17 protein-coding genes are annotated in these 20,226 nt (G+C 70.6%); 10 read left to right on the top strand and 7 right to left on the bottom strand.

Annotated elements, in window-relative coordinates:
- Positions 1–36 precede the first annotated feature (36 nt).
- From ACZ5K7_RS40275 to ACZ5K7_RS40285, 3 genes are read right to left on the bottom strand one after another with little or no spacing between them, the layout of a single operon-like run.
- The gene (locus tag ACZ5K7_RS40275; protein WP_468922051.1) at positions 37–918 is read right to left on the bottom strand and encodes an ABC transporter permease; all 882 of its coding nucleotides are present in this window, start codon (positions 916–918) and stop codon (positions 37–39) included.
- The gene (locus ACZ5K7_RS40280; RefSeq protein ID WP_468922054.1) at positions 918–1,844 is read right to left on the bottom strand and encodes an ABC transporter permease; all 927 of its coding nucleotides are present in this window, start codon (positions 1,842–1,844) and stop codon (positions 918–920) included. The genes ACZ5K7_RS40275 and ACZ5K7_RS40280 overlap by 1 nt, the downstream gene beginning before the upstream one ends.
- Positions 1,841–3,139, bottom strand: a complete 1,299-nt coding sequence (locus ACZ5K7_RS40285; protein ID WP_468922101.1) for a LacI family DNA-binding transcriptional regulator — start codon at positions 3,137–3,139, stop codon at positions 1,841–1,843. The genes ACZ5K7_RS40280 and ACZ5K7_RS40285 overlap by 4 nt, the downstream gene beginning before the upstream one ends.
- Positions 3,140–3,405: 266 nt before the next feature.
- Here ACZ5K7_RS40285 and ACZ5K7_RS40290 point away from each other — a divergent pair, with 266 nt between their 5' ends.
- Together ACZ5K7_RS40290 and ACZ5K7_RS40295 are read left to right on the top strand one after the other, a co-directional pair.
- Positions 3,406–4,272, top strand: coding sequence for a phytanoyl-CoA dioxygenase family protein (locus ACZ5K7_RS40290; RefSeq protein WP_468922057.1), 867 nt, complete (start codon positions 3,406–3,408; stop codon positions 4,270–4,272).
- Between the two features lie 4 nt (positions 4,273–4,276).
- On the top strand, positions 4,277–5,185 hold the full coding sequence (locus ACZ5K7_RS40295; protein WP_468922060.1) for a helix-turn-helix domain-containing protein: 909 nt from the start codon (positions 4,277–4,279) through the stop codon (positions 5,183–5,185).
- Here ACZ5K7_RS40295 and ACZ5K7_RS40300 read toward each other — a convergent pair.
- Positions 5,168–6,568: a DUF6351 family protein gene (locus ACZ5K7_RS40300; RefSeq protein ID WP_468922063.1), complete on the bottom strand. Its 1,401-nt coding sequence runs from the start codon at positions 6,566–6,568 to the stop codon at positions 5,168–5,170. The two genes, ACZ5K7_RS40295 and ACZ5K7_RS40300, sit on opposite strands and share 18 nt — an antisense overlap.
- Positions 6,569–7,230: 662 nt before the next feature.
- On the opposite strand from ACZ5K7_RS40300, the gene ACZ5K7_RS40305 reads away from it, so the two are divergent.
- On the top strand, positions 7,231–8,397 hold the full coding sequence (locus ACZ5K7_RS40305; protein WP_468922104.1) for a sugar ABC transporter substrate-binding protein: 1,167 nt from the start codon (positions 7,231–7,233) through the stop codon (positions 8,395–8,397).
- A gap of 54 nt (positions 8,398–8,451) precedes the next feature.
- Here ACZ5K7_RS40305 and ACZ5K7_RS40310 read toward each other — a convergent pair whose 3' ends face one another.
- Entirely contained in the window at positions 8,452–9,222 is a 771-nt protein-coding gene (locus ACZ5K7_RS40310; protein ID WP_468922066.1) for an SDR family NAD(P)-dependent oxidoreductase, read from the bottom strand.
- Between the two features lie 131 nt (positions 9,223–9,353).
- Between ACZ5K7_RS40310 and ACZ5K7_RS40315 the strand changes: the two genes are divergently transcribed.
- Both ACZ5K7_RS40315 and ACZ5K7_RS40320 read left to right on the top strand, forming a co-directional pair.
- A complete protein-coding gene (locus tag ACZ5K7_RS40315) occupies positions 9,354–9,956 on the top strand; it encodes a TetR/AcrR family transcriptional regulator (RefSeq protein WP_468922068.1) in 603 nt (200 codons plus the stop codon).
- Positions 9,957–10,100: 144 nt separating this feature from the next.
- Positions 10,101–10,316: a DUF4177 domain-containing protein gene (locus ACZ5K7_RS40320; protein ID WP_351708051.1), complete on the top strand. Its 216-nt coding sequence runs from the start codon at positions 10,101–10,103 to the stop codon at positions 10,314–10,316.
- 69 nt (positions 10,317–10,385) lie between these two features.
- On the opposite strand, the gene ACZ5K7_RS40325 is transcribed toward ACZ5K7_RS40320, so the two are convergent.
- Positions 10,386–12,668: a (Fe-S)-binding protein gene (locus ACZ5K7_RS40325; RefSeq protein ID WP_351708053.1), complete on the bottom strand. Its 2,283-nt coding sequence runs from the start codon at positions 12,666–12,668 to the stop codon at positions 10,386–10,388.
- 247 nt (positions 12,669–12,915) lie between these two features.
- Between ACZ5K7_RS40325 and ACZ5K7_RS40330 the strand changes: the two genes are divergently transcribed.
- From ACZ5K7_RS40330 to ACZ5K7_RS40350, 5 genes are all read left to right on the top strand, one after another.
- On the top strand, positions 12,916–13,935 hold the full coding sequence (locus ACZ5K7_RS40330; protein WP_351708056.1) for an MraY family glycosyltransferase: 1,020 nt from the start codon (positions 12,916–12,918) through the stop codon (positions 13,933–13,935).
- A gap of 94 nt (positions 13,936–14,029) precedes the next feature.
- Positions 14,030–15,871: a molecular chaperone DnaK gene (gene dnaK, locus ACZ5K7_RS40335; RefSeq protein WP_351708059.1), complete on the top strand. Its 1,842-nt coding sequence runs from the start codon at positions 14,030–14,032 to the stop codon at positions 15,869–15,871.
- Positions 15,868–16,524 carry a nucleotide exchange factor GrpE gene (gene grpE / locus ACZ5K7_RS40340; RefSeq protein ID WP_351708062.1) on the top strand — a complete coding sequence of 219 codons (657 nt, stop codon included), beginning with the start codon at positions 15,868–15,870 and terminating at the stop codon, positions 16,522–16,524. Before dnaK ends, grpE begins: the two co-directional genes overlap by 4 nt.
- A gap of 45 nt (positions 16,525–16,569) precedes the next feature.
- On the top strand, positions 16,570–17,745 hold the full coding sequence (gene dnaJ, locus ACZ5K7_RS40345) for a molecular chaperone DnaJ (RefSeq protein WP_351708065.1): 1,176 nt from the start codon (positions 16,570–16,572) through the stop codon (positions 17,743–17,745).
- 5 nt (positions 17,746–17,750) lie between these two features.
- Complete coding sequence (locus ACZ5K7_RS40350; RefSeq protein ID WP_468922074.1) at positions 17,751–18,197, top strand: heat shock protein transcriptional repressor HspR; 447 nt, start codon at positions 17,751–17,753, stop codon at positions 18,195–18,197.
- Positions 18,198–18,249: 52 nt separating this feature from the next.
- On the opposite strand, the gene ACZ5K7_RS40355 is transcribed toward ACZ5K7_RS40350, so the two are convergent.
- Positions 18,250–20,220, bottom strand: coding sequence for a PA14 domain-containing protein (locus ACZ5K7_RS40355; RefSeq protein ID WP_468922077.1), 1,971 nt, complete (start codon positions 20,218–20,220; stop codon positions 18,250–18,252).
- Between the last annotated feature and the right edge of the window lie 6 nt (positions 20,221–20,226).

Below are 20,226 nucleotides of genomic sequence, written 5' to 3' on the forward strand. Positions count from 1 at the left end.
TCTGGGAACGAGAGCGGTGCGCGGAGTTCGGGAAGGTCAGTCGGAGCGGCGCCGCCCGTAGCGGGCGGTGAGCTGGTCGCCGAGGATGCCGATGTTGATGATCAGGAGGGACAGGGCGATGCCGGGCAGGGTGGAGATCCACCACTGCGTTTCCAGGTACTCCTTGCCGTTGGCGATGGTCTGCCCCCAGGACACGGTCGACAGGGGCAGCCCGATGCCGAGGAAGCTGAGCCCCGCCTCCGCCAGCACCACCAGCGCGAACTCGAGGGTGGCGAGGGCCACGATCGGCCCCGCCGTGAACGGGAGGACGTGCCGGGCGAGGATCTTGCGGCCCGGTACTCCCAGCACCCGTGCGGCGTCGACCCAGGGCCGTTCCCTGAGGGAGAGCGCGACACCGCGGGTGACTCGGGCGAAGGTGATCCAGCCGGTCGCCGAGAGCGCGAGGACGACCAGCAGGACGCTGCGCTCGAAGGCGCCCGCGATCACGATCGCCAGCAGGATCGCGGGGAACGCCAGCAGGATGTCGAAGATCCGGGCGAGTACGGCGTCCACGGCACCGCGGAAGTATCCGGCGACGGCACCGAGGAGGACCCCGACGAGACAGGAGAGGGCGACCGTGGACACGCCGATGAGCACCGACGTCCTGGCCCCGTAGACGATCTGGGCCAGCAGGTCACGGCCGAGCCCGTCGGTGCCCAGCCAGGCCGTGCCCCCGGTGGAGGTCCGGGAGCCGGGGGAGAGCAGCCGGTCGTCCAGGGAGGTGTGCACCGGGTCGTAGTGGATCAGCGGCGGGCCCACGACGGCGACCAGCAGGTAGCAGCCCACGACCACGGCGGGGATCCGGGAGAGCAGCCCGCGGCGCCGCGCCCGCGGGGTTGCCGCCATCAGCGTTTCGGGGGCGGTGGCGAGGTCGGCCATCAGACGGCTCCCGTCCGGATCCGCGGGTCCAGCTGGGCGATGAGCAGGTCGGCCACCAGGTTGAGGACGACGACGATGCCGGCGACCAGGAGGGTGGCGCCCTGGACGACGGCGTAGTCGCGGTTGGCCACCGCGTCCACCACCAGCGAGCCGAGGCCGGGCCAGGCGAAGACGTTCTCGACGATCACGGCGCCGCCGACCAGCGCCCCGACCTGGACGCCCACCACGGTCACCACCGGGATCAGCGAGTTGCGCAGGGCGTGCCCGAGCAGTACCTGACGCCTGGTCAGTCCCTTGGAGAGCGCGGTCTGGATGTAGCCCTCGCGCATCGTCTCCGCGAGGCTGGTCCGGGTCAGCCGGGCGATGATCGCGATGAACGGGAACGAGAGGGTGACGGCCGGCAGCACCAGATGCTGGGGCGTGCCGGCCCCGGAACTGGGCAGCACGCGCAGGCCCAGGGCGAAGACCAGCACCAGCATGATGCCGATCCAGAACGTGGGGAACGACTGGAGGGCGATCGTGCAGGCCGACACCACCCGGTCCACCACGCCGCCCGGCCGTCCGCCGGCCAGCATGCCCAGCGTCAGCCCCACGAGCACCGCGATCACGGTGGCCGTCAGCGTGAGGTCGATCGTGGCGGGCAGCCGGTCGAGGACCGCGTCCATGGCGGGCCTGCCGAGCCGGTGCGACTCGCCGAAGTCAAGGCGGGAGACGTCACCGAGATAACTCAGGTACTGCGCGCCGAGCGGCCGGTCCAGTCCGAGCGAGGCGCGCAGGCTGTCGATCTGGCTCTGGTCGGCGTCCGGGCCGAGCAGCACGGTCGCGGGGTCGCCGGGTGCGGCCCGGACGATGAGGAAGATCAGCGAGGCGGCGCCCCACATCACGAAGACGCCGATGAGCAACCGGTGCACGATCATCCGGATCATCCGCCGGCCCTCCCGCCGGACTCGGGGTGGCTGCCGTCGGGCCCCGGGAGCGGGACGGGACCGGTGCCGACGGGGCGGGCGCGGGCGGGACCGCCGTCGGCCGGAGCCGGACCGCTGGCGTGGGCTGGGCTGTTGTCGGTCGGAGCCGGACCGCTGGTGTGGGCCGGGCTGTTGTCGGTCGGGGCCGGGTCGCTCGTACGGGCCGGGCCGCGGCCGCCCGCGCGGGCCGGGCCGATCGAGTCGCCCGGTACGAACGCGCAGGGCACGGTCAGCCGGCGTGGCTCGCAGGTCTCCTGGTCGAGCAGCTCGATCAGCAGCCGCACGGCCTCGCCCGCCATCTCGGCGCGGGGCAGGGAGAATCGGGTCCAGTTCCGCAACTCCGGTGTCCAGGACGGCGGATCGCCCAGCAGGGCCAGCGAGCAGTCCTGAGGGAACCGGACCCGCTCGGTGCCGGCCATCGTCGCGAGCGCCTCGGTGAGCCGGTTGTCCTCGGTCGGCTCGACCAGCAGCGCGGTGATCCCGAGCCCGTCGATCCACCCCTCAAGGTGTTCGACCGTCAGGTCCGCGGGATCGGCCAGACTCCGGATCAGCTCCTCGTCCAGGGCGATGCCGGCCTCGGCCAGCCCCTGCCGGTATCCCTCCTCGCGGTCCCGGGTGGGCTCGCTGTCCTCCAGGGCCCGCAGGTACAGGATCCGCCGGTGGCCGAGGACCGCCAGTTCGGCGACGAGCGCCGCGGTCGCGGAGACGTAGTCGGCGGCCACGTAGGAGAGTTCACCGTCGTCCACCTCGCGGCGGCCGACGAAGACGAACGGGAAGTCCTCCCGGACCAGCGCGGACAGCTCCTCGCGCCGGACGTTCCGGCCGAGCAGGACACAACCGTCCGCCATCTTCAGCCGGTTGGCCCCGCCGACGTAGATCGACCGCTCGGCCGCCGAGGGACCGGACTCACCTCCGTCGGAACAGAAAAGCAACAGGTCGTATCCCTGCCGTGCCGTCTCCGCCTCCACGCCGAGCAGGAACGGGTAGTAGAAATCGCGCTGGTCGGTCGGGAACACCGATTCGAACGTGTACAGCCCGAGCAGCTGATTCCGGCCGCCTTTCAGACTGCGTGCGGCGACATTGGCCGCATAGCCCAGTTCCTCGGCCGCCGCCAGTACGGCCCGGCGGGTCGATTCCGCGATCTGCGCACTGGCCGCACCGCCGCTGATCACCAGTGACACCGTTGCCTGGGAGACGCCGGCATGCCGCGCGATGTCCCGTTGGGTGGAGCGTCTACGTCGTTCGGGAGGGACCATGAGCACCCCCGGTTAATACGTATTAGCAAGTGCCGAAAGACGCTACTCGGACGCCGCGAAACGCGTCAAGACACGTGAACTCCCTTTGTCGGGACGGTTTCCCGCGTATTTCGATCAAGCCGGGTGACAGGATTCGCCATCCCCTTGCACGGGCGAGCCATGGCAGCCGGCCGCGGCATTCAGGAACATCGGGAACACGACCGTCCTCCGTTGTGCCGAGGTCCGCCGGAAAGCCGTGCCGGCGTCCCGGCGGGAAAGGGAATCCGATGACCGTCCGCGCCGCCGTGGAAGACGATCTCGCCGCCCGCTTCGACCGGGACGGTTACGCCGTGCTGCCCGGCGCCCTGACGGCGGCGGAGGTGGCGGAGCTGCGCGCGGAGACCCTGCGGATCTGCCGTGGCGAACGGGGTGCCGTCGAGGGGGCGCCGGCGCCGGTGGCGGGCGAGAGCGACGACGACACCGTGCGCCGGTTTCTGTGCGTGCACTATCCGCACAAGCTGTCGGCGCTCATGCTCGACACCATGCGCCATCCCGCCGTCGTCGGGCCGCTGACCGAAGTGATCGGACCCGACATCAAGTCGATGCAGTCGATGCTGTTCGTCAAGTCCGAGGGCAGGCCGGGCCAGGCGTGGCACCAGGACGAGATGTTCATCCCCACCCGGGACCGGTCCCTGACCGCCGCCTGGCTCGCCCTGGACGACGCCACCGTCGACAACGGCTGCCTCTGGGTCCTGCCGGGCTCGCACCGGCCCGGCGTCATCTACCCCAACCGCGAGCACGACGACGCCCGTTACGACTGCACGGTCCAGTCCTACGGCTTCCCCTACGACGAGACGGACGCCGTGCCCGTCGAGATCACCGCCGGATCGGTGCTGCTCTTCAACGGCTACCTGCTGCACAAGTCGCTCCCCAACACCGGCCGGCGAGGCTTCCGGCGGGCCCTGGTCAACCACTACATGAGCGCCTCGTCCCTGCTCCCCTGGGCACCCCCCGAGGCCGAACTGCCCATGGCCCAGGCCGACTTCCGGGACATCGTGCTGGTCGCGGGCCGAGACCCGTACGCCTACAAGGGCACCGCCGACATCCGCACACCCCGGGTACGCCGCGACCGGTCCGGAGGCTGCGACCGGTGAGGCGATGACGGAGGACGCCGAGTTCGTCCCACTCCCGGCCCCCGCGCTCCTCGCCCGGCTCGGTCCCGCCGTCGCCGACTACCCGCCCGGCTCGGTCTTCGGGCCCCGGGACGCGGGGTCGTACGAGTTCGTCTGGCTGCTGCACGGCAGTGCCCGCTGGGTCTGCGGCGGTCTGACCGTGCCCCTGACGCCGAGCGCGCTGCTGCTCGTACGCCCCGGAATGCGCGACACCTTCCACTGGGACCCCGGCCGCCCCACCCGGCACGGCTACACGCACTTCCTGCTGCCCGCCGCCGTGCGGGGCGCGGACCTCCCGGACGACAGCGGCTGGCCGGTCGTCCGGGACCTGACGGGGCGCGGCGATCCGATGGCCGCGCTCTGCCAGTACCTCCTGACGCTCGGCGCGAGCCGCCCGCCGGCCTGGGAGCGGCACGCCGAGGAGACGCTGCGGCTGCTGCTCCTCACCTTCGTGCACGGCCCCGAGACCGGCGCGGGCACGCTCCCGGAACCGCTGGTCGCCATGATGGCCGAGGTCCGCGCCCACTGGTCGGACGGCGTCGCCCGGCCGCTCGCCCTTCAGCGGCTGGCACGGGCGGCCGGGGTCTCGGAGAGCACCCTGTGCCGGATCTGCCGGCGGCGACTCGGCGTCAGCCCCGTGGAGGCGCTGGAACGGCTGCGCCTGGGACGGGCCGAGCCGCTGCTGTGGCTCAGCAACCTCTCTCTGCGCGCCATAGCGGTCCAGTGCGGCTTCGCCGACGCCTACCACTTCTCGCGCCGGTTCCGCGCGGTCTACGGCATGCCTCCGAGCGCCTTCCGCACGGTCCCGCCCGAGTCGGCGCCGCCGTCCCCGGTCACCAGCGGCGCGCTGTCCGCGCTCCAGGCCCTGGTGCCGCCCTCACACCCCGGACGGTGACCGTCCGACCGTCAGCCGGGCCGGCTGGTACGGCACGTAGGCCGCCCCGTCCAGCCCGAGTGCGGTGGCCGACCGCTGGAGTGCGGTCGGGGTCGCGGCGTCGTCCCAACTGCCGGTGTCGACGCGGTGTTCGAGGGCGTGCAGGGCGGCCACCGTCTCGGCGGTGGTGAACGCGCAGTGGCCCTGCCGCTCGACGTACGCCTGCCGCAGCAGCGCGCCGTCGCCGGCGGCGCGCACCCGGGCGGCGAAGCGGTTCTCCTGCTGGACGGGCACCAGGTTGTCGGCGGTGGTGTGCATGTCGAGCAACGGCACCTCAAGGCCCTGGCCCGCGGCGGACGTCCGCTGTGCGGTGCGGACGGCGCCGGGATCGGCGGTGGTCGTGGCGTGCTCGGTCAGGGTGCGCAGGTCGGCGTCCAGGTCGAGGCCGGCCTCCCGGTACAGGGCCCGGACCTGGGGCGCCTGTTCGGAACCGGCGAGCAGCCGGGCGTAGTCCACGCCCTGGTTCCAGGAGTTGCTGCCGCCGACGGACTGCTCGATGGCGTACCGGCCGCCCTCGACGAACGCCAGGATGCCCTGCGCGAACCAGTCGTACTGCTGTGCCTCCTGGCCCGCCCAGTCGGTCGCGGCTGGCCGGTCCTTTCCGGGCGACCAGGCGGGCAGGTTGAGGAAGGCGGCGGCCAGCGCGATCCGGGCGCGGCCCTGCGGGGTGCCCTGGGCGGCGGTGACCGCGCCGGTGAGCAGGGTGGCGGTGGCGGCCGCGTCGGCGGCGGTGTCGAACCGTACGAGTTTCACGTCCTGTCCGGGCAGGAGCAGGCGGGCGATCGTGTACTCGGCGTCCAGCTGGTAGTTGTCCAGGTCGGTGGCGCCCGCGACCAGGCCGCACTGGCCGAGCGCGCCGTCGATACGGCCGCCGCCGTCCCGGGCCAGCTGGGCGTTGACGAGCCCGCCCATGGACTGGCCGACGGACAGCGTGCGGCGGGGCGTGCCGATCTCCGCCGTGACCGCGTCCAGGGTCGCGAACTGGTCGCGTTCGGCGCTGTTCAGAGCCCACATCGAGCCGTTCGGGTCGTACGACGACCCGGCCAGCGCATACCCCTGCGCGAGCAGCTCGGTGCGCACGGCGGGGGTGGGGGCGTCCTGGGCGACGGTGGGGCCGAAGCCGTGGCTGAACAGCAGCAGGGTGCCGTTCCAGTGCTCGGGTACGTCCGCGATCCAGGTGGCGCCGTCGGAGAGGGTGCCGGTGAGATGGCCGGCGGCCGCGGTGTCCGCTTCGGCGGCGGGCGCGGGCAGGGCGGTGAGGACCGAGGACGCGAGTGTGACCAGGGCGGCGAGGGCGACGCGCAGCCGGGTGCGGGAGGCGCGGGTGCGGGTGGCGGCAGGCATGGGGCGGCTCCTTGTACGTGTACGTGGGGGAGTACGGGGCGCGGTACTCAGTGCACTGAACGAAGGCGTCCAGGAATGTAGGGCTGATTTCCTGCTGCCGTCAATAGAGTGCCCAACATTGCCGTCGCCGTGTCGGCTGCCCCTCGCCGCCGGCCAGGTTCTCGAACGCGTGCGTCTTCTCGTCCGGTTCGGGAAAGCGGGCGACGCGCAACGCGACGTCGAACGCGACGTCTCCGCGGAACAGGGCCAACGCCGTGAATGGGGCCCCTCGCGACAACCCTTGCCATGTCTTCGCTGTGTCTTCGCCATGCCTTCGCCGTGTCCCCGCCAGTGCACCACAACCGCGCCGGACCGCATCGCGGACACGGGCAACGGTGACAGCGGAGAGCGGCCCAGAACACCGTCACGGCGATAGCGCCCGCGAAGTGATCGGGGCGTCCCGCGCCTTCGGCCGGCCCCCCGGTCCGGCCCCGCCGGAATCCCACCACCCCGGCGATCCACACCGCACCTTCACCGGCACCCTCTTGACCAGCGACAACCACCACCTCGCCGCCACGTCCCGCCGCACCGCGCCCCGCTCACCCCAACAGCCTTGTTGTCCTTACGTCTTGACGCACCCGGCCACTCCGCGTTTGCTTCCCTCACGTCATCGGTTGCGCATGATGCTCCCCCCCACTCGGAAGGCGCCTGATGTGAGCGCTCCTGTCCTCTGCGGCACCCCCGTGCCCCGTATCGCCCTGGCCCTGGTCGCCTCCACGTCCGCTCTCACGCTCACCGCGTGCGGTGTCGTCGACAGCATCGGCGGGAGCGGCGACTCCGCGTCCGCGGCGAAGGGCGACGACATCACGGTGGGGCTGCTCCTGCCCGACAAGGACACGGCCCGGTTCGAGACCTTCGACCACCCCATCTTCAGCAAGGAGGTCGCCTCCCTCACCCACGGCAAGGGCAAGGTCGTCTACGCCAACGCCGAGGCCGACCCGGGCACCCAGAGCCGGCAGTTCCGGCGGATGGTCGACCAGAAGGCCGACATCATCCTGGTGGACGCGGTCGACGCCAAGGCCATCGCACCGGACGTCCGGAAGGCGAAGGACGCCGGCATCCCCGTCATCGCCTACGACCGCCTCGCCCAGGGCCCGATCGACGCGTACGTCTCCCACGACAACGAACTCGTCGGCGAGGTGCAGGGCCGCGCCCTCCTGGAGGCGCTCGGCAGCAAGGCGGCGACCAGCGAGATCGTCATGATGAACGGCGACCCCGCGGACCCGAACACCGCCAGTTTCAAGGAGGGTGCCCTCGACGAGCTCCGGAACAAGGTCCGGATCGCGAAGGAGTACGACACCGACAAGTGGTCGCCGGCGGTCGCCGGGGCGAACATGAAGAAGGCGATCCAGGCCGTCGGCCTCAAGAACATCGCCGCCGTCTACTCGGCCAACGACGGCATGGCCGGCGCCGTCATCGACGCGATGAAGGAAGCGGGGGCCACCACGATCCCGCCGGTGACCGGCCAGGACGCGAACCTGGACGCGGTACAGCGGGTCGTCTCGGGCGAGCAGTACATGACCGTCTACAAGTCGTTCCTGGACGAGGCCACCCAGGCGGCCGAAATGGCGGTGTACAAGGCGCAGGGCCGTGACATCCAGTACGACGCGCTGACCCAGGACACGGTCGACAGCCCGACCCGGCGGAAGATCCCCGCGACGCTCGTGCCGGTGGTCTCCCTCACGAGGGACAACATCAAGGACACGGTGGTCGCGGACGGCGTCTACACCGTCGACCAGATCTGCACCCCGAAGTACGCGGCGGACTGCGCGGCGATCGGTCTGGAGTAGCGGACCGGCCCGCACACCCGCCATCGGCCCCGGACTCTCAGGCCGTGATCCGCGCTACGCGGCGATGACGGCGACCCCGGTCCTGCCCCCGTCGACATCCACCACGGTCCCGTGCACGAAGGCCGCCTCGTCGCCGGCCAGCCAGACCACGGCCTGGGCGATGGCGTCGGGGGTTCCGACCTGGCCGGCCGGGGTGCCCTTCATCATGACCTCGCCCGGATGGGGCTCCGCGCCCGCCGGGGCCGGGGGCAGGATCACGCCCGGCGAGACGGCGTTCACCCGCACGCCCTGGGGGCCGAACTCCGCCGCCCAGGCCCGGGTGAGGGTCTCCATGGCCCCCTTGGTAGAGCTGTAGAGCGCGCCGACGGGGACGGCGAGCCGGGCGATCCACGAGCCGAGGTTGATGATCGCCCCGCCGCCGGCCTCGGCCATCGCCGGGGCGACGGCGGCGGTGAGGAAGAACGGCGCCTTCACGTTCACCCCGTAGACCCTGTCGAAGGTCTCCTCGTCGGTGCCGGTGGTACCCGGGGACGGATAGATGCCGGCGTTGTTCACCAGGATGTCGATCCGCCCGCCCAGGGTCTCCCGGGCCCGGGCGGCCAGGCTCCGGGACGCCTCCGGGCTGCCGTCGAGGTCCGCCGCCACGAAGTCGGCCAGGCCGCCGGACGCGCGGATCCCCGTCACGACCTGTGCGCCCCGTTCCGCGTTGCGCCCGGACACGATGACATGTGCCCCCTCGGCGGCGAAGGCCTCGGCGATCGCCTGCCCGATGTTGCTGGTCGACCCCGTGACCAGGGCCGTCTTGTTCCGCAGCCGTTCACTCATGACGCAGTCTCCCTCAGTCCGTCTGCTGTGCCGAGCGGTGTGCGGTCCACTGTGCGTCGGATAAAATGGACCAGCAAGTCCAGAAAGTCGACCGCGCGGACGGGCTTTGACGGAGTCGGAGGAGGAGTCGCATGCCGGAAACGCTGACCGCGAAGGGGCGCGCCACCCGGGCCCGGATCGTCGAGGGGGCCGCCGAGGTGCTGCGCGCGCAGGGTGTCGCCGCCACCACGCTCGACGACATCCGCGGCCGCACCGGCACCAGCAAGAGCCAGCTCTTCCACTACTTCCCCGACGGCAAGGACGCCCTGCTGCTCGCGGTGGCCCAGTTCGAGGCGGACCGCGTCCTGGCGGACCAGCAGCCGCACCTGGGGCGGCTGGACTCCTGGGAGTCCTGGCGGCAGTGGCGGGACGCGGTGGTGGAACGCTATGAACTCCAGGGCGACCAGTGCCCCCTGGGCTCCCTGTTCCTCCAGGTCGGCCGGTCCAGCCCCGGCGCACGGGCGATCGTCACGGAGCTGATGCGCCAGTGGCAGCGGCAGCTCGCCCGCGGTATGCGCGCCCTCCAGGCGAACGGTCTGGTGTCACCGGACCTCGACGTCGACCGGACGTCCGCCGCACTGCTCGCGGGCATCCAGGGCGGTGTCTCGATCATGATGTCCACCGGTGACTCGACCCACCTCAGGGCGGCCCTGGACACCGGCATCGAGCACCTCCGGGTCAGCGGGCCGGCGTAGGTGGCCGCCACCGCCACCGTGGCCTGATGCGACCGGCGCCCCGTGATTCCGGTCCCGCGGTGTGCGGCGGTGCCCGGGGGTGATTGTCTGGCCCCGGCAACCCCGTCCCGACCCGGCCCCGGCCGGCAGGAGGATCCCGCAGTCATGAGCAGTGTCTACGCGTACGAGTACAAGGTCGTCACCTTCCGGGAGTCGCTGATCGGCGACGCGCTGGACAGCGACAAGCTGGAGAAGGTCCTCAACAAGCACGCCGAGGACGGCTGGGGCCTCAAGGCCATCACCTCCGCCGACGTCAAGGGCCGGATAGGTCCCGGAGCCGTCGAGGGCCTGCTGCTGACCTTCGAGCGCCCGCGCGCCTGACCGAGGCGGAGCACAGCGGAACGCCCCCCGGCCCGCAGTGGGTCGGGGGGCGTTCCTCGTCTGAACGGGTTACTTCACCGGTTCCGGCTCCGGCGCGCTCTCCTGCTCCGCCTCGCCCGCCGGGTCGACCGGGGTCCGGACGGAGTCGAGCAGCAGCTGGGCCACGTCCACGACCTGGATGGACTCCTTGGCCTTGCCCTCGTTCTTCTTGCCGTTGACCGAGTCGGTGAGCATCACGAGGCAGAAGGGGCAGGCCGTCGAGACGATGTCGGGGTTGACCGACAGCGCCTCGTCGACGCGCTCGTTGTTGATGCGCTTGCCGATGCGCTCTTCCATCCACATCCGGGCGCCGCCGGCGCCGCAGCAGAAGCCGCGCTCCTTGTGGCGGTGCATCTCCTCGTTGCGCAGGCCCGGGACGTTGGCGATGATCTCGCGCGGGGGCGTGTAGATCTTGTTGTGGCGGCCCAGGTAGCAGGGGTCGTGGTAGGTGATGATGCCCTCGACCGGGGTGACCGGGACCAGCTTGCCCTCGTCCACCAGGTGCTGGAGCAGCTGGGTGTGGTGGATGACCTCGTAGTCACCGCCGAGCTGCGGGTACTCGTTGCCGATGGTGTTGAGGCAGTGCGGGCAGGTCGCGACGATCTTCTTGGCCGACTTCGGCTTGCGGGACTCCTCGGTCACCTTGCCGTCGTCGTCCAGCTCCTCGCCGAACGCCGTGTTCAGCGCCATGACGTTCTCCATGCCGAGCTCCTGGAACAGGGGCTCGTTGCCCAGGCGGCGGGCGGAGTCGCCGGTGCACTTCTCGTCGCCGCCCATGATCGCGAACTTGACGCCCGCGATGTGCAGCAGCTCGGCGAAGGCCTTGGTGGTCTTCTTGGCGCGGTCCTCCAGGGAGCCGGCGCAGCCGACCCAGTAGAGGTACTCGACCTCGGTGAGGTCCTCGATGTCCTTGCCGACGACCGGGACCTCGAAGTCGACCTCCTTGAGCCACTCCAGGCGCTGCTTCTTGGCCAGGCCCCAGGGGTTGCCCTTCTTCTCCAGGTTCTTGAGCATCGTGCCCGCCTCGGAGGGGAAGGCGCTCTCGATCATGACCTGGTAGCGGCGCATGTCGACGATGTGGTCGACGTGCTCGATGTCCACCGGGCACTGCTCGACGCAGGCGCCGCAGGTGGTGCAGGACCACAGGACGTCCGGGTCGATGACGCCGTTCTCTTCCGCGGTGCCGATCAGCGGGCGCTCCGCCTCGGCGAGGGCGGCGGCGGGCACACCGGCCAGCTGCTCCTCGCTCGCCTTCTCCTCGCCCTCCATGGTCTTGCCGCCGCCCGCGAGCAGGTAGGGCGCCTTGGCGTGGGCGTGGTCGCGCAGCGACATGATCAGCAGCTTGGGGGAGAGCGGCTTGCCGGTGTTCCAGGCCGGGCACTGCGACTGGCAGCGGCCGCACTCGGTGCAGGTGGAGAAGTCCAGCAGGCCCTTCCAGGAGAACTGCTCGACCTGGGAGACACCGAAGACGTCGTCGTCACCGGGGTCGGTGAAGTCGATCGGCTTGCCGCCGGAGGTCATCGGCAGCAGGGCGCCCAGGGAGGTCTCACCGGTGGCGTTGCGCTTGAACCAGATGTTCGGGAAGGCCAGGAAGCGGTGCCAGGCGACGCCCATGTCGGTCTTGAGGGCGACCACGATCATCCAGATGAAGGAGGTCGCGATCTTCAGGCCGGCGAAGAAGTAAGTGAGGTTCTGGAGGGTGGAGACGTCCATGCCCCGCAGCCAGGAGACCACCGGGTAGGAGATGAAGAAGGAGGCCTCGTAGGAGTCCACGTGGTGCTGGGCGCCCTCCAGGGCGTGCAGCATGAAGATGCAGACGCCGACGGTCAGGATGACCGCCTCGACGAAGTACGCCTGGCCGAAGTTGGAGCCGGCGAAGCGGGACTTGCGGCCCGGCCGGTTCGGCTTGCTCAGCTGGCGGATGACGATCAGCACCAGGATGCCGAGGACCGTCATGGTGCCGATGAACTCGACGAAGACGTTGTACGGCGGCCACTCGCCGATGACCGGCAGCAGCCAGTCGGCCTGGAACAGCTGGCCGATGGCGTTGACGATCGTCAGCAGCAGCGAGAAGAAGCCGACCGCGACGAACCAGTGCGCCACGCCGACGATGCCCCAGCGGTTCATCCGGGTGTGGCCGAGGAACTCCCTGACCACCGTGACGGTCCGCTGCACGGGCTCGTCGGTACGGGTGCCGGCGGGCACGTTCTGGCCGAGCCGCATGAAGGTGTAGATCTGCACGACGGCGCGGGCGAACAACGCCACGCCGACCACGATCAGAACCAGCGACACGATGATCGCGGCGAGTTGCATGGGGGCTCCTCGGGCCTGCGAGGGGTCTCTTCGGGTCTCTTCGCGAGAGAGGGTTCCCGAAATTACTAAGCGGTAACTTATGCAGTCGGTCTGAGACTACCCGCATCTTTACTCGCACTGTAGTCAGGTGCGGGGTGATCTGAATCGCTGAGGTGTGCCTGACCTGCCGCTGCCTTGCGGCGGCAAAGTGATCGTGTTATTCGTGTTATTCGTACGGAATTGTTACATTCAGGTCTAATTTAGACCTGTGCTCTACGGGATCGCCGCCGCCACCACCGCCCTGCTGTTCGCCGCCGTCCTCGCCGCGCTGATCCGGCCGCTCGCGCTGCGGCTGGGGCTCGTCGACCGCCGGCGGGCGCGGCCTGTCCCGGTGCTGGGCGGGTTCGCCGTCGTGGGCGCCACCTGTCTGGTCGCCGGCGCCGGCGACTGGACCGGGGTCGCCCCGCTCGGTACCGGGGTCGGGGAACTGCTGATCGCCGGGGGAGCCGTGTCGCTGCTCGGGCTGGTCGCCGACGTGTGGCGGCTGAAGACCCGGTTCCTGCTGATCGGTACGGCGGTGGCGGCCGCGTGTGTGGTGCCGTACGGGGAGTTCGGTGTGGCCGAAGGGCTGCTCGGGGTCGGATGGATCGCCTTTGTCGCCGTCGCCTTCAAGGGGCTCGACCACGCGGACGGGCTGGCCGGGACCGTGGGAGTGGTCACCGCCTTCGGGGCGGGGGCCTGTGCCACCGCCGAGGTCATGGACGGGCTGGCCGTGCTGCTGAGCGTGCTCGCGGCCGCGCTCACCGGGTTCCTGATGCACAACTGGCATCCCGCGCGGATCGCGCTGGGCGCCACCGGCGCGCTGTTCACGGGGTTCGTGCTGGCCGCGGCCGCGCTGATCACCCGGACCGGGCACGACCCGGTCGCCAGCGCGGGCGTGCTGTTCGCGCTCACCGCCGTCGCCAGCGCCGACGTGCTGCTCGTCGTGCTGTCACGGCTCCTTGCCGGGCGGCCGGTGCTGCGGCAGGGGCCCGACCATCTCGCGCACCGGCTGCGGCGGCTGGGGCTCACTCCGCCGGGCGCGACCGTCGTCCTGGGCGTCGCGGCCTTCGCGGGGGTGCTCGTCGGGGTGCTCGTGCATGGCGGCTGGATCGGGCGGACAGGCGCCACCTGCGTCGCGTGCGTCACCGTCAGCGTCGTGCTGCTACTCCTTCGGGTGCCGGTTTATGGACCCCGTCGTCTGGAATCGACGCAGGTCAGCGGCCACTTGCGTGTAAGGAACGGATAAGAGTTGAGTCGTTGCGGCTCAGGTCTGTTGACCCACAGCGAGGCTTGATGCACACTTGAGCCTGTTCCACTCAAGTCAGCTGGAGGAAATCACCATGGCACGTGCGGTCGGCATCGACCTGGGCACGACTAACTCTGTCGTCAGCGTTCTTGAAGGCGGCGAGCCCACCGTCATCACCAACGCCGAGGGTGCCCGGACCACGCCGTCCGTCGTCGCCTTCGCCAAGAACGGCGAGGTTCTGGTCGGCGAGGTCGCCAAGCGCCAGGCGGTCACCAACGTGGACCGCACCATCCGGTCCGTGAAGCGTCACATGGGCACCGACTGGAAGATTCAGCTGGACGGGAAGGACTTCAACCCCCAGCAGATCTCCGCGTTCATCCTGCAGAAGCTGAAGCGGGACGCGGAGGCCTACCTGGGCGAGAAGGTGACCGACGCGGTCATCACCGTCCCGGCCTACTTCAACGACTCCGAGCGCCAGGCGACGAAGGAGGCCGGCGAGATCGCGGGCCTGAACGTCCTGCGTATCGTCAACGAGCCCACCGCGGCCGCGCTCGCCTACGGCCTCGACAAGGACGACCAGACGATCCTCGTCTTCGACCTCGGTGGCGGCACCTTCGACGTGTCCCTCCTGGAGATCGGCGACGGCGTCGTCGAGGTGAAGGCCACCAACGGCGACAACCACCTCGGTGGTGACGACTGGGACCAGCGCGTCGTCGACTACCTGGTCAAGCAGTTCGCGGCCGGTCACGGCGTGGACCTCGGCAAGGACAAGATGGCCCTCCAGCGCCTCCGCGAGGCCGCCGAGAAGGCCAAGATCGAGCTGTCCTCGTCCACCGAGACGTCGATCAACCTGCCCTACATCACGGCGTCCGCCGAGGGCCCCCTGCACCTGGACGAGAAGCTCACCCGCGCCCAGTTCCAGCAGCTGACGGCGGACCTCCTGGAGCGCTGCAAGACGCCGTTCCACAACGTCATCAAGGACGCCGGCATCCAGCTCGGCGAGATCGACCACGTCGTCCTCGTCGGCGGCTCCACCCGTATGCCCGCCGTCGCCGAGCTCGTCAAGGAGCTGACCGGCGGCAAGGACGCCAACAAGGGCGTCAACCCGGACGAGGTCGTCGCCATCGGCGCCGCCCTCCAGGCCGGTGTCCTCAAGGGTGAGGTCAAGGACGTCCTGCTCCTCGACGTGACCCCGCTGTCCCTCGGTATCGAGACCAAGGGCGGCATCATGACCAAGCTCATCGAGCGGAACACGACGATCCCGACCAAGCGGTCCGAGATCTTCACCACCGCCGAGGACAACCAGCCCTCCGTCCAGATCCAGGTCTACCAGGGCGAGCGCGAGATCGCGGCGTACAACAAGAAGCTCGGCATGTTCGAGCTGACCGGTCTGCCGCCGGCCCCGCGCGGTGTCCCGCAGATCGAGGTCGCCTTCGACATCGACGCCAACGGCATCATGCACGTGACCGCGAAGGACCTGGGCACGGGCAAGGAGCAGAAGATGACCGTCACCGGCGGCTCCTCGCTGCCGAAGGACGAGGTCGACCGGATGCGCCAGGAGGCCGAGCAGTACGCGGAGGAGGACCACCGCCGCCGCGAGGCCGCCGAGACCCGCAACCAGGGCGAGCAGCTCGTGTACCAGACCGAGAAGTTCCTCAAGGACAACGAGGACAAGGTCCCGGGCGAGATCAAGACCGAGGTCGAGGAGTCCATCGCCGAGCTGAAGGAGACGCTCAAGGGCGAGGACACCGCCGAGATCCGCACCGCCACCGAGAAGGTCGCGGCCGTCTCCCAGAAGCTCGGCCAGGCCATGTACGCCGACGCCCAGGCCTCGCAGGCCGCCCCCGGCGGTCCCGCCGGTGAGGCTGCCGGTGACGCCGACGACGTGGTGGACGCCGAGATCGTCGACGACGAGCGCAAGGACGGTGCCGCGTGACGGAGGAGACCCCGGGCTTCGAGGAGAAGCCCGACGTCCCCTCCGGCGCCACCTCCGACGACGCCGAGCCGAAGGCCGCTCCCGCACAGGGGGCGGCCCCGGCCGGGGACTCAAGCGCACAGCTGGCCGGTCTGACGGCGCAGCTGGACCAGGTGCGCACCGCGCTCACCGAGCGCACCGCGGACCTCCAGCGGCTCCAGGCCGAATACCAGAACTACCGCCGCCGAGTGGAGCGCGACCGGATCACGGTCCGGGAGATCGCCATCGCGAACCTCCTGACCGAACTCCTGCCGGTGCTCGACGACATCGGCCGGGCCCGGGAACACGGCGAACTGGTCGGCGGTTTCAAGTCGGTGGCCGAGTCGCTGGAGACCGTCGCGGCGAAGATGGGACTCCAGCAGTTCGGCAAGGAGGGCGAGCCCTTCGACCCGACGATCCACGAGGCACTGATGCACTCGTACGCGCCCGACGTCACCGAGACGATGTGCGTGGCGATTCTGCAGCCCGGGTATCGCATCGGCGAACGCACCATCCGCCCCGCGCGGGTGGCGGTCGCCGAACCGCAGCCGGGGGCGACGCCGGTGAAGGCCGAGGGGACCGAAGAGGCCCCCGCGGCCGGCGACGAGAAGGACAACGGCCCTGAGGAGGGCTGAAGTCGTAGAGATTGAGCGGAACACCGGAAAGGGGGCGCGTCGAGGATGAGCACCAAGGACTTCATCGAGAAGGACTACTACAAGGTCCTCGGCGTCCCCAAGGACGCCACCGAGGCCGAGATCAAGAAGGCGTACCGGAAGCTCGCCCGCGAGTTCCACCCGGACGCCAACAAGGGCAACGCCAAGGCCGAGGAGCGCTTCAAGGAGATCTCCGAGGCGAACGACGTGCTCGGCGACGCCAAGAAGCGCAAGGAGTACGACGAGGCACGCGCCCTCTTCGGCAACGGTGGCTTCCGCCCCGGGCCGGGCGCGGGCGGCGGCAACTTCAACTTCGACCTGGGTGATCTCTTCGGGGGCAACCCGCAGCAACAGGGCGGGGGCGGCTTCGGCGGCGGTTTCGGCGACGTCCTGGGGGGCTTGTTCAATCGGGGCGGCGGCGCGGGCACGCGCACCCAGCCCCGGCGCGGCCAGGACATCGAGTCCGAGGTCACGCTCAGCTTCACGGAGGCCATCGAGGGGGCCACGGTCCCGCTGCGGATGTCCTCGCAGGCTCCCTGCAAGGCCTGTTCGGGCACCGGCGACAAGAACGGCACACCGCGCGTGTGCCCGACCTGCGTCGGCACCGGCCAGGTGGCGCGAGGATCCGGAGGCGGCTTCTCGCTCACCGACCCCTGCCCGGACTGCAAGGGCCGCGGCCTGATCGCGGAGCACCCCTGCCTCGACTGCAAGGGCAGCGGCCGCGCCAAGTCGTCCCGGACCATGCAGGTCCGCATCCCCGCCGGGGTGACCGACGGCCAGCGGATCCGGCTGCGCGGCAAGGGCGCACCGGGCGAGCGCGGCGGTCCGGCGGGCGACCTGTACGTCATGGTCCACGTCGACACCCACCCGGTGTTCGGCCGCAAGGAGGACAACCTCACGGTGACCGTCCCGGTGACCTTCACCGAGGCGGCGCTCGGCGGCGAGGTCAGGGTGCCCACCCTGGGCGGACCGCCGGTCACCCTGAAGCTGCCCCCCGGGACGCCCAACGGCCGCACCATGCGCGCCCGTGGCAAGGGCGCGGTCCGCAAGGACGGCACCCGTGGCGACCTTCTGGTCACCGTCGAGGTGAGTGTCCCGAAGGACCTGTCGGGGAATGCTCGTGACGCGCTGGAGGCGTATCGCGAGGCGACCGCGGGCGAGGACCCGCGGGCCGAGCTGTTCGAGGCCGCGAAGGGAGCATGACAGAGATGGACGGCCGTCGACGCAACCCGTACGAGCTGACCGAGGAGACCCCGGTCTACGTCATCTCGGTGGCGGCCCAGCTCTCCGGACTGCACCCGCAGACGCTGCGCCAGTACGACCGCCTGGGCCTGGTCTCCCCGGACCGCACGGCCGGACGGGGTCGGCGCTACTCGGCCCGCGACATCGAACTGCTCCGCCAGGTGCAGGCGTTGTCGCAGGACGAGGGCATCAACCTGGCCGGCATCAAGCGCATCATCGAACTGGAGAACCAGGTCGCCGCGCTCCAGGCCCGCGTGGCCGAGATGGAAGCGGCCCTGGACGGCGCGGCGGCCACGATGCGGCAGCGCGAAGCGGCGGTGCACGCCTCGTACCGCCGTGACCTGGTCCCGTACCAGGAAGTCCAGCAGACCAGCGCGCTGGTGGTGTGGCGGCCGAAGAAGGCCAAGGACTAGCGGCTTTGTGCGGAAGGGGCCCGGAGGAGATCCTCCGGGCCCCTTCTCGTGGTCACGGCTCCAGGATGGCCCGGTCCGCCCCGGGCGCCGACTCCGTGCCGTCGGCGTACAGCGCGGTCACCCAGTAGTAGTGGGTGGTGCCGGCGGCGGCCGTGGTGTCGTCGTAGGAGCGGTCCGTGGTGGCCGCCAGCTTCTCGTACGTCCGCGTGGCCGGGTTCCAGCGGTAGACCTGGTAGCCCGTCGCCGAGTCGACGGCGTTCCACGACAGGCCGACACCCGAGTCGGTCGGGTCCGTCGTCAGGGTGAGCGGGGAGCCCTCCGGGGTCGCCACCGACGGGGTCAGGTCCAGTTCGTCGACGGTGACCGCGGACACGGGCCCCAGCCATCTGCTGGAGTTGCCCGCGTTGTCGATCGCGTCCACCCAGTAGCAGGCGTGGTCGCCGTCCGGCAGCCGTACGTCCCGGTAGTGGGAGGTGCCCGCTGGCAGCCACGCCCACTCCGAGCCGGAGCAGACCTGCTCGTCGCCCTCCTCGCCGAGCACCACGCCCCGGTAGACCGCGTACCGCTTCAGGTCGGGCTCGGTGTTGTCGTCCCAGTCCAGCTCGATGCCGTACTCCGTGGCCGTCGCCGTCAGCCCGGTCACCTGGGCGGGCGGCTTGTCCGAGACCAGCGTGGTGACGGTCGCGGCGTCGGAGAGCGGGGAGACGTTGGGCCACTGCACGTTCTGCACCGCGTAGTGGTACGTCGTGCCCTCCTCGGCCGAGAAGTCGCCGCAGCTGTACCGGCGGGACCCGTCGGAGAGGGTGGTGAAGCTGGTCGTGCAGGTCACCCACCGCGCCGTCGAGGTGTCCACGGGCAGCGTGGTCGAGCGGTAGACGCGGAACTCGTCGTACGGGGCGTCCTCCGGCTTCACCGTCCACTGGAGGGTCGCGCTGCCGATGCCCGCGGTCGCCGTGAGCTCGCGGGGTGCGGCCAGCGGGCGGGTCACCCCCTGGAGGTCGGTGAACGGCGACGCGTGGCCCGAGCCGTCCACGGCCGCGATCCGGTACCTGGCGGTCTCGCCCCGGGCGAGCGTGTCGTCGGTGAGGCTCACGGTGTACTTGAGCTCCCAGGACTTGGTGACGACGCTGTAGAAGTCGGTCCGCTCCACCCGGTACTTCACCGCGGCGTGCACCCCCGACCAGTTCAGTTCGGCGCCCGTGTCGGTGGCGGACGCGGTGAACCGGGCAGGTGGCTGCAGCACGGTGCTGGTGACCAGGGCGTCGGTGGTGCCGGTCGACTCGTTGCCCGCCCTGTCGTAGGCGCGGATCTCGTAGTAGTAGAGGGCGCCGGTCGCGGGCGGGGCGTCGGTCAGGGATGTCGCCGTGGTCGTTCCCACCTTCGTCCAGCTGGTGCTGGACCGCAGGCGCCGGTAGACCCGGTAGCCGGCGAGGTCCATCTCCTGGTTCTTCGTCCAGTTCAGCTTCGTCGCGTTGGCGTCGCCGTCGTAGGACACCAGCGGATCCAGCGGGGTGAGGGGCTTGACCTTGTCGACGGTGGCCGAGGTGCGGGGTGTGTACGTGAACTTGGCCTTGGCGGCGCCGGTCCAGTTGACGTAGTCGATCCGCAGGGTGTGCCGGCCCTTGGGGAGGGTCACGTTGACGGTCTTGCTGACCGTCTTGGACGTGTTCTTCCAGAGGTCGACCTTGCGGCTGCCGTCGACGTACACCCGGATCCCGTCGAGTCCGGAGGCGGCGAGGGCGAAGGGGCCGCCGGAGCCGAAGTCGCGGGTGACGCTCCAGCGGACGCCGAAGTTGTCCTTCGGCAGGCCGGACGCCGGGGCACCGCTCCAGCTCTCGCTGATCGCGGAGTCGCAGTCCGTCTTCTTCGGGGTGCCCTTGAACGTGGTGTTCGCGAAGAACTGCCGTTTGTAGACGGGGGAGGCGCAGGTCGTCGCGGCCGAGGCGGTGGGGGCGGCGACGGTGGCGAGGACGCCGGCCGTGGTGGCGAGCACCACGGCCGTCGCCGTCAGGGTGGTCTTCATCTTGAG

It is taken from the genome of Streptomyces sp. NPDC031497, from assembly GCF_055580905.1.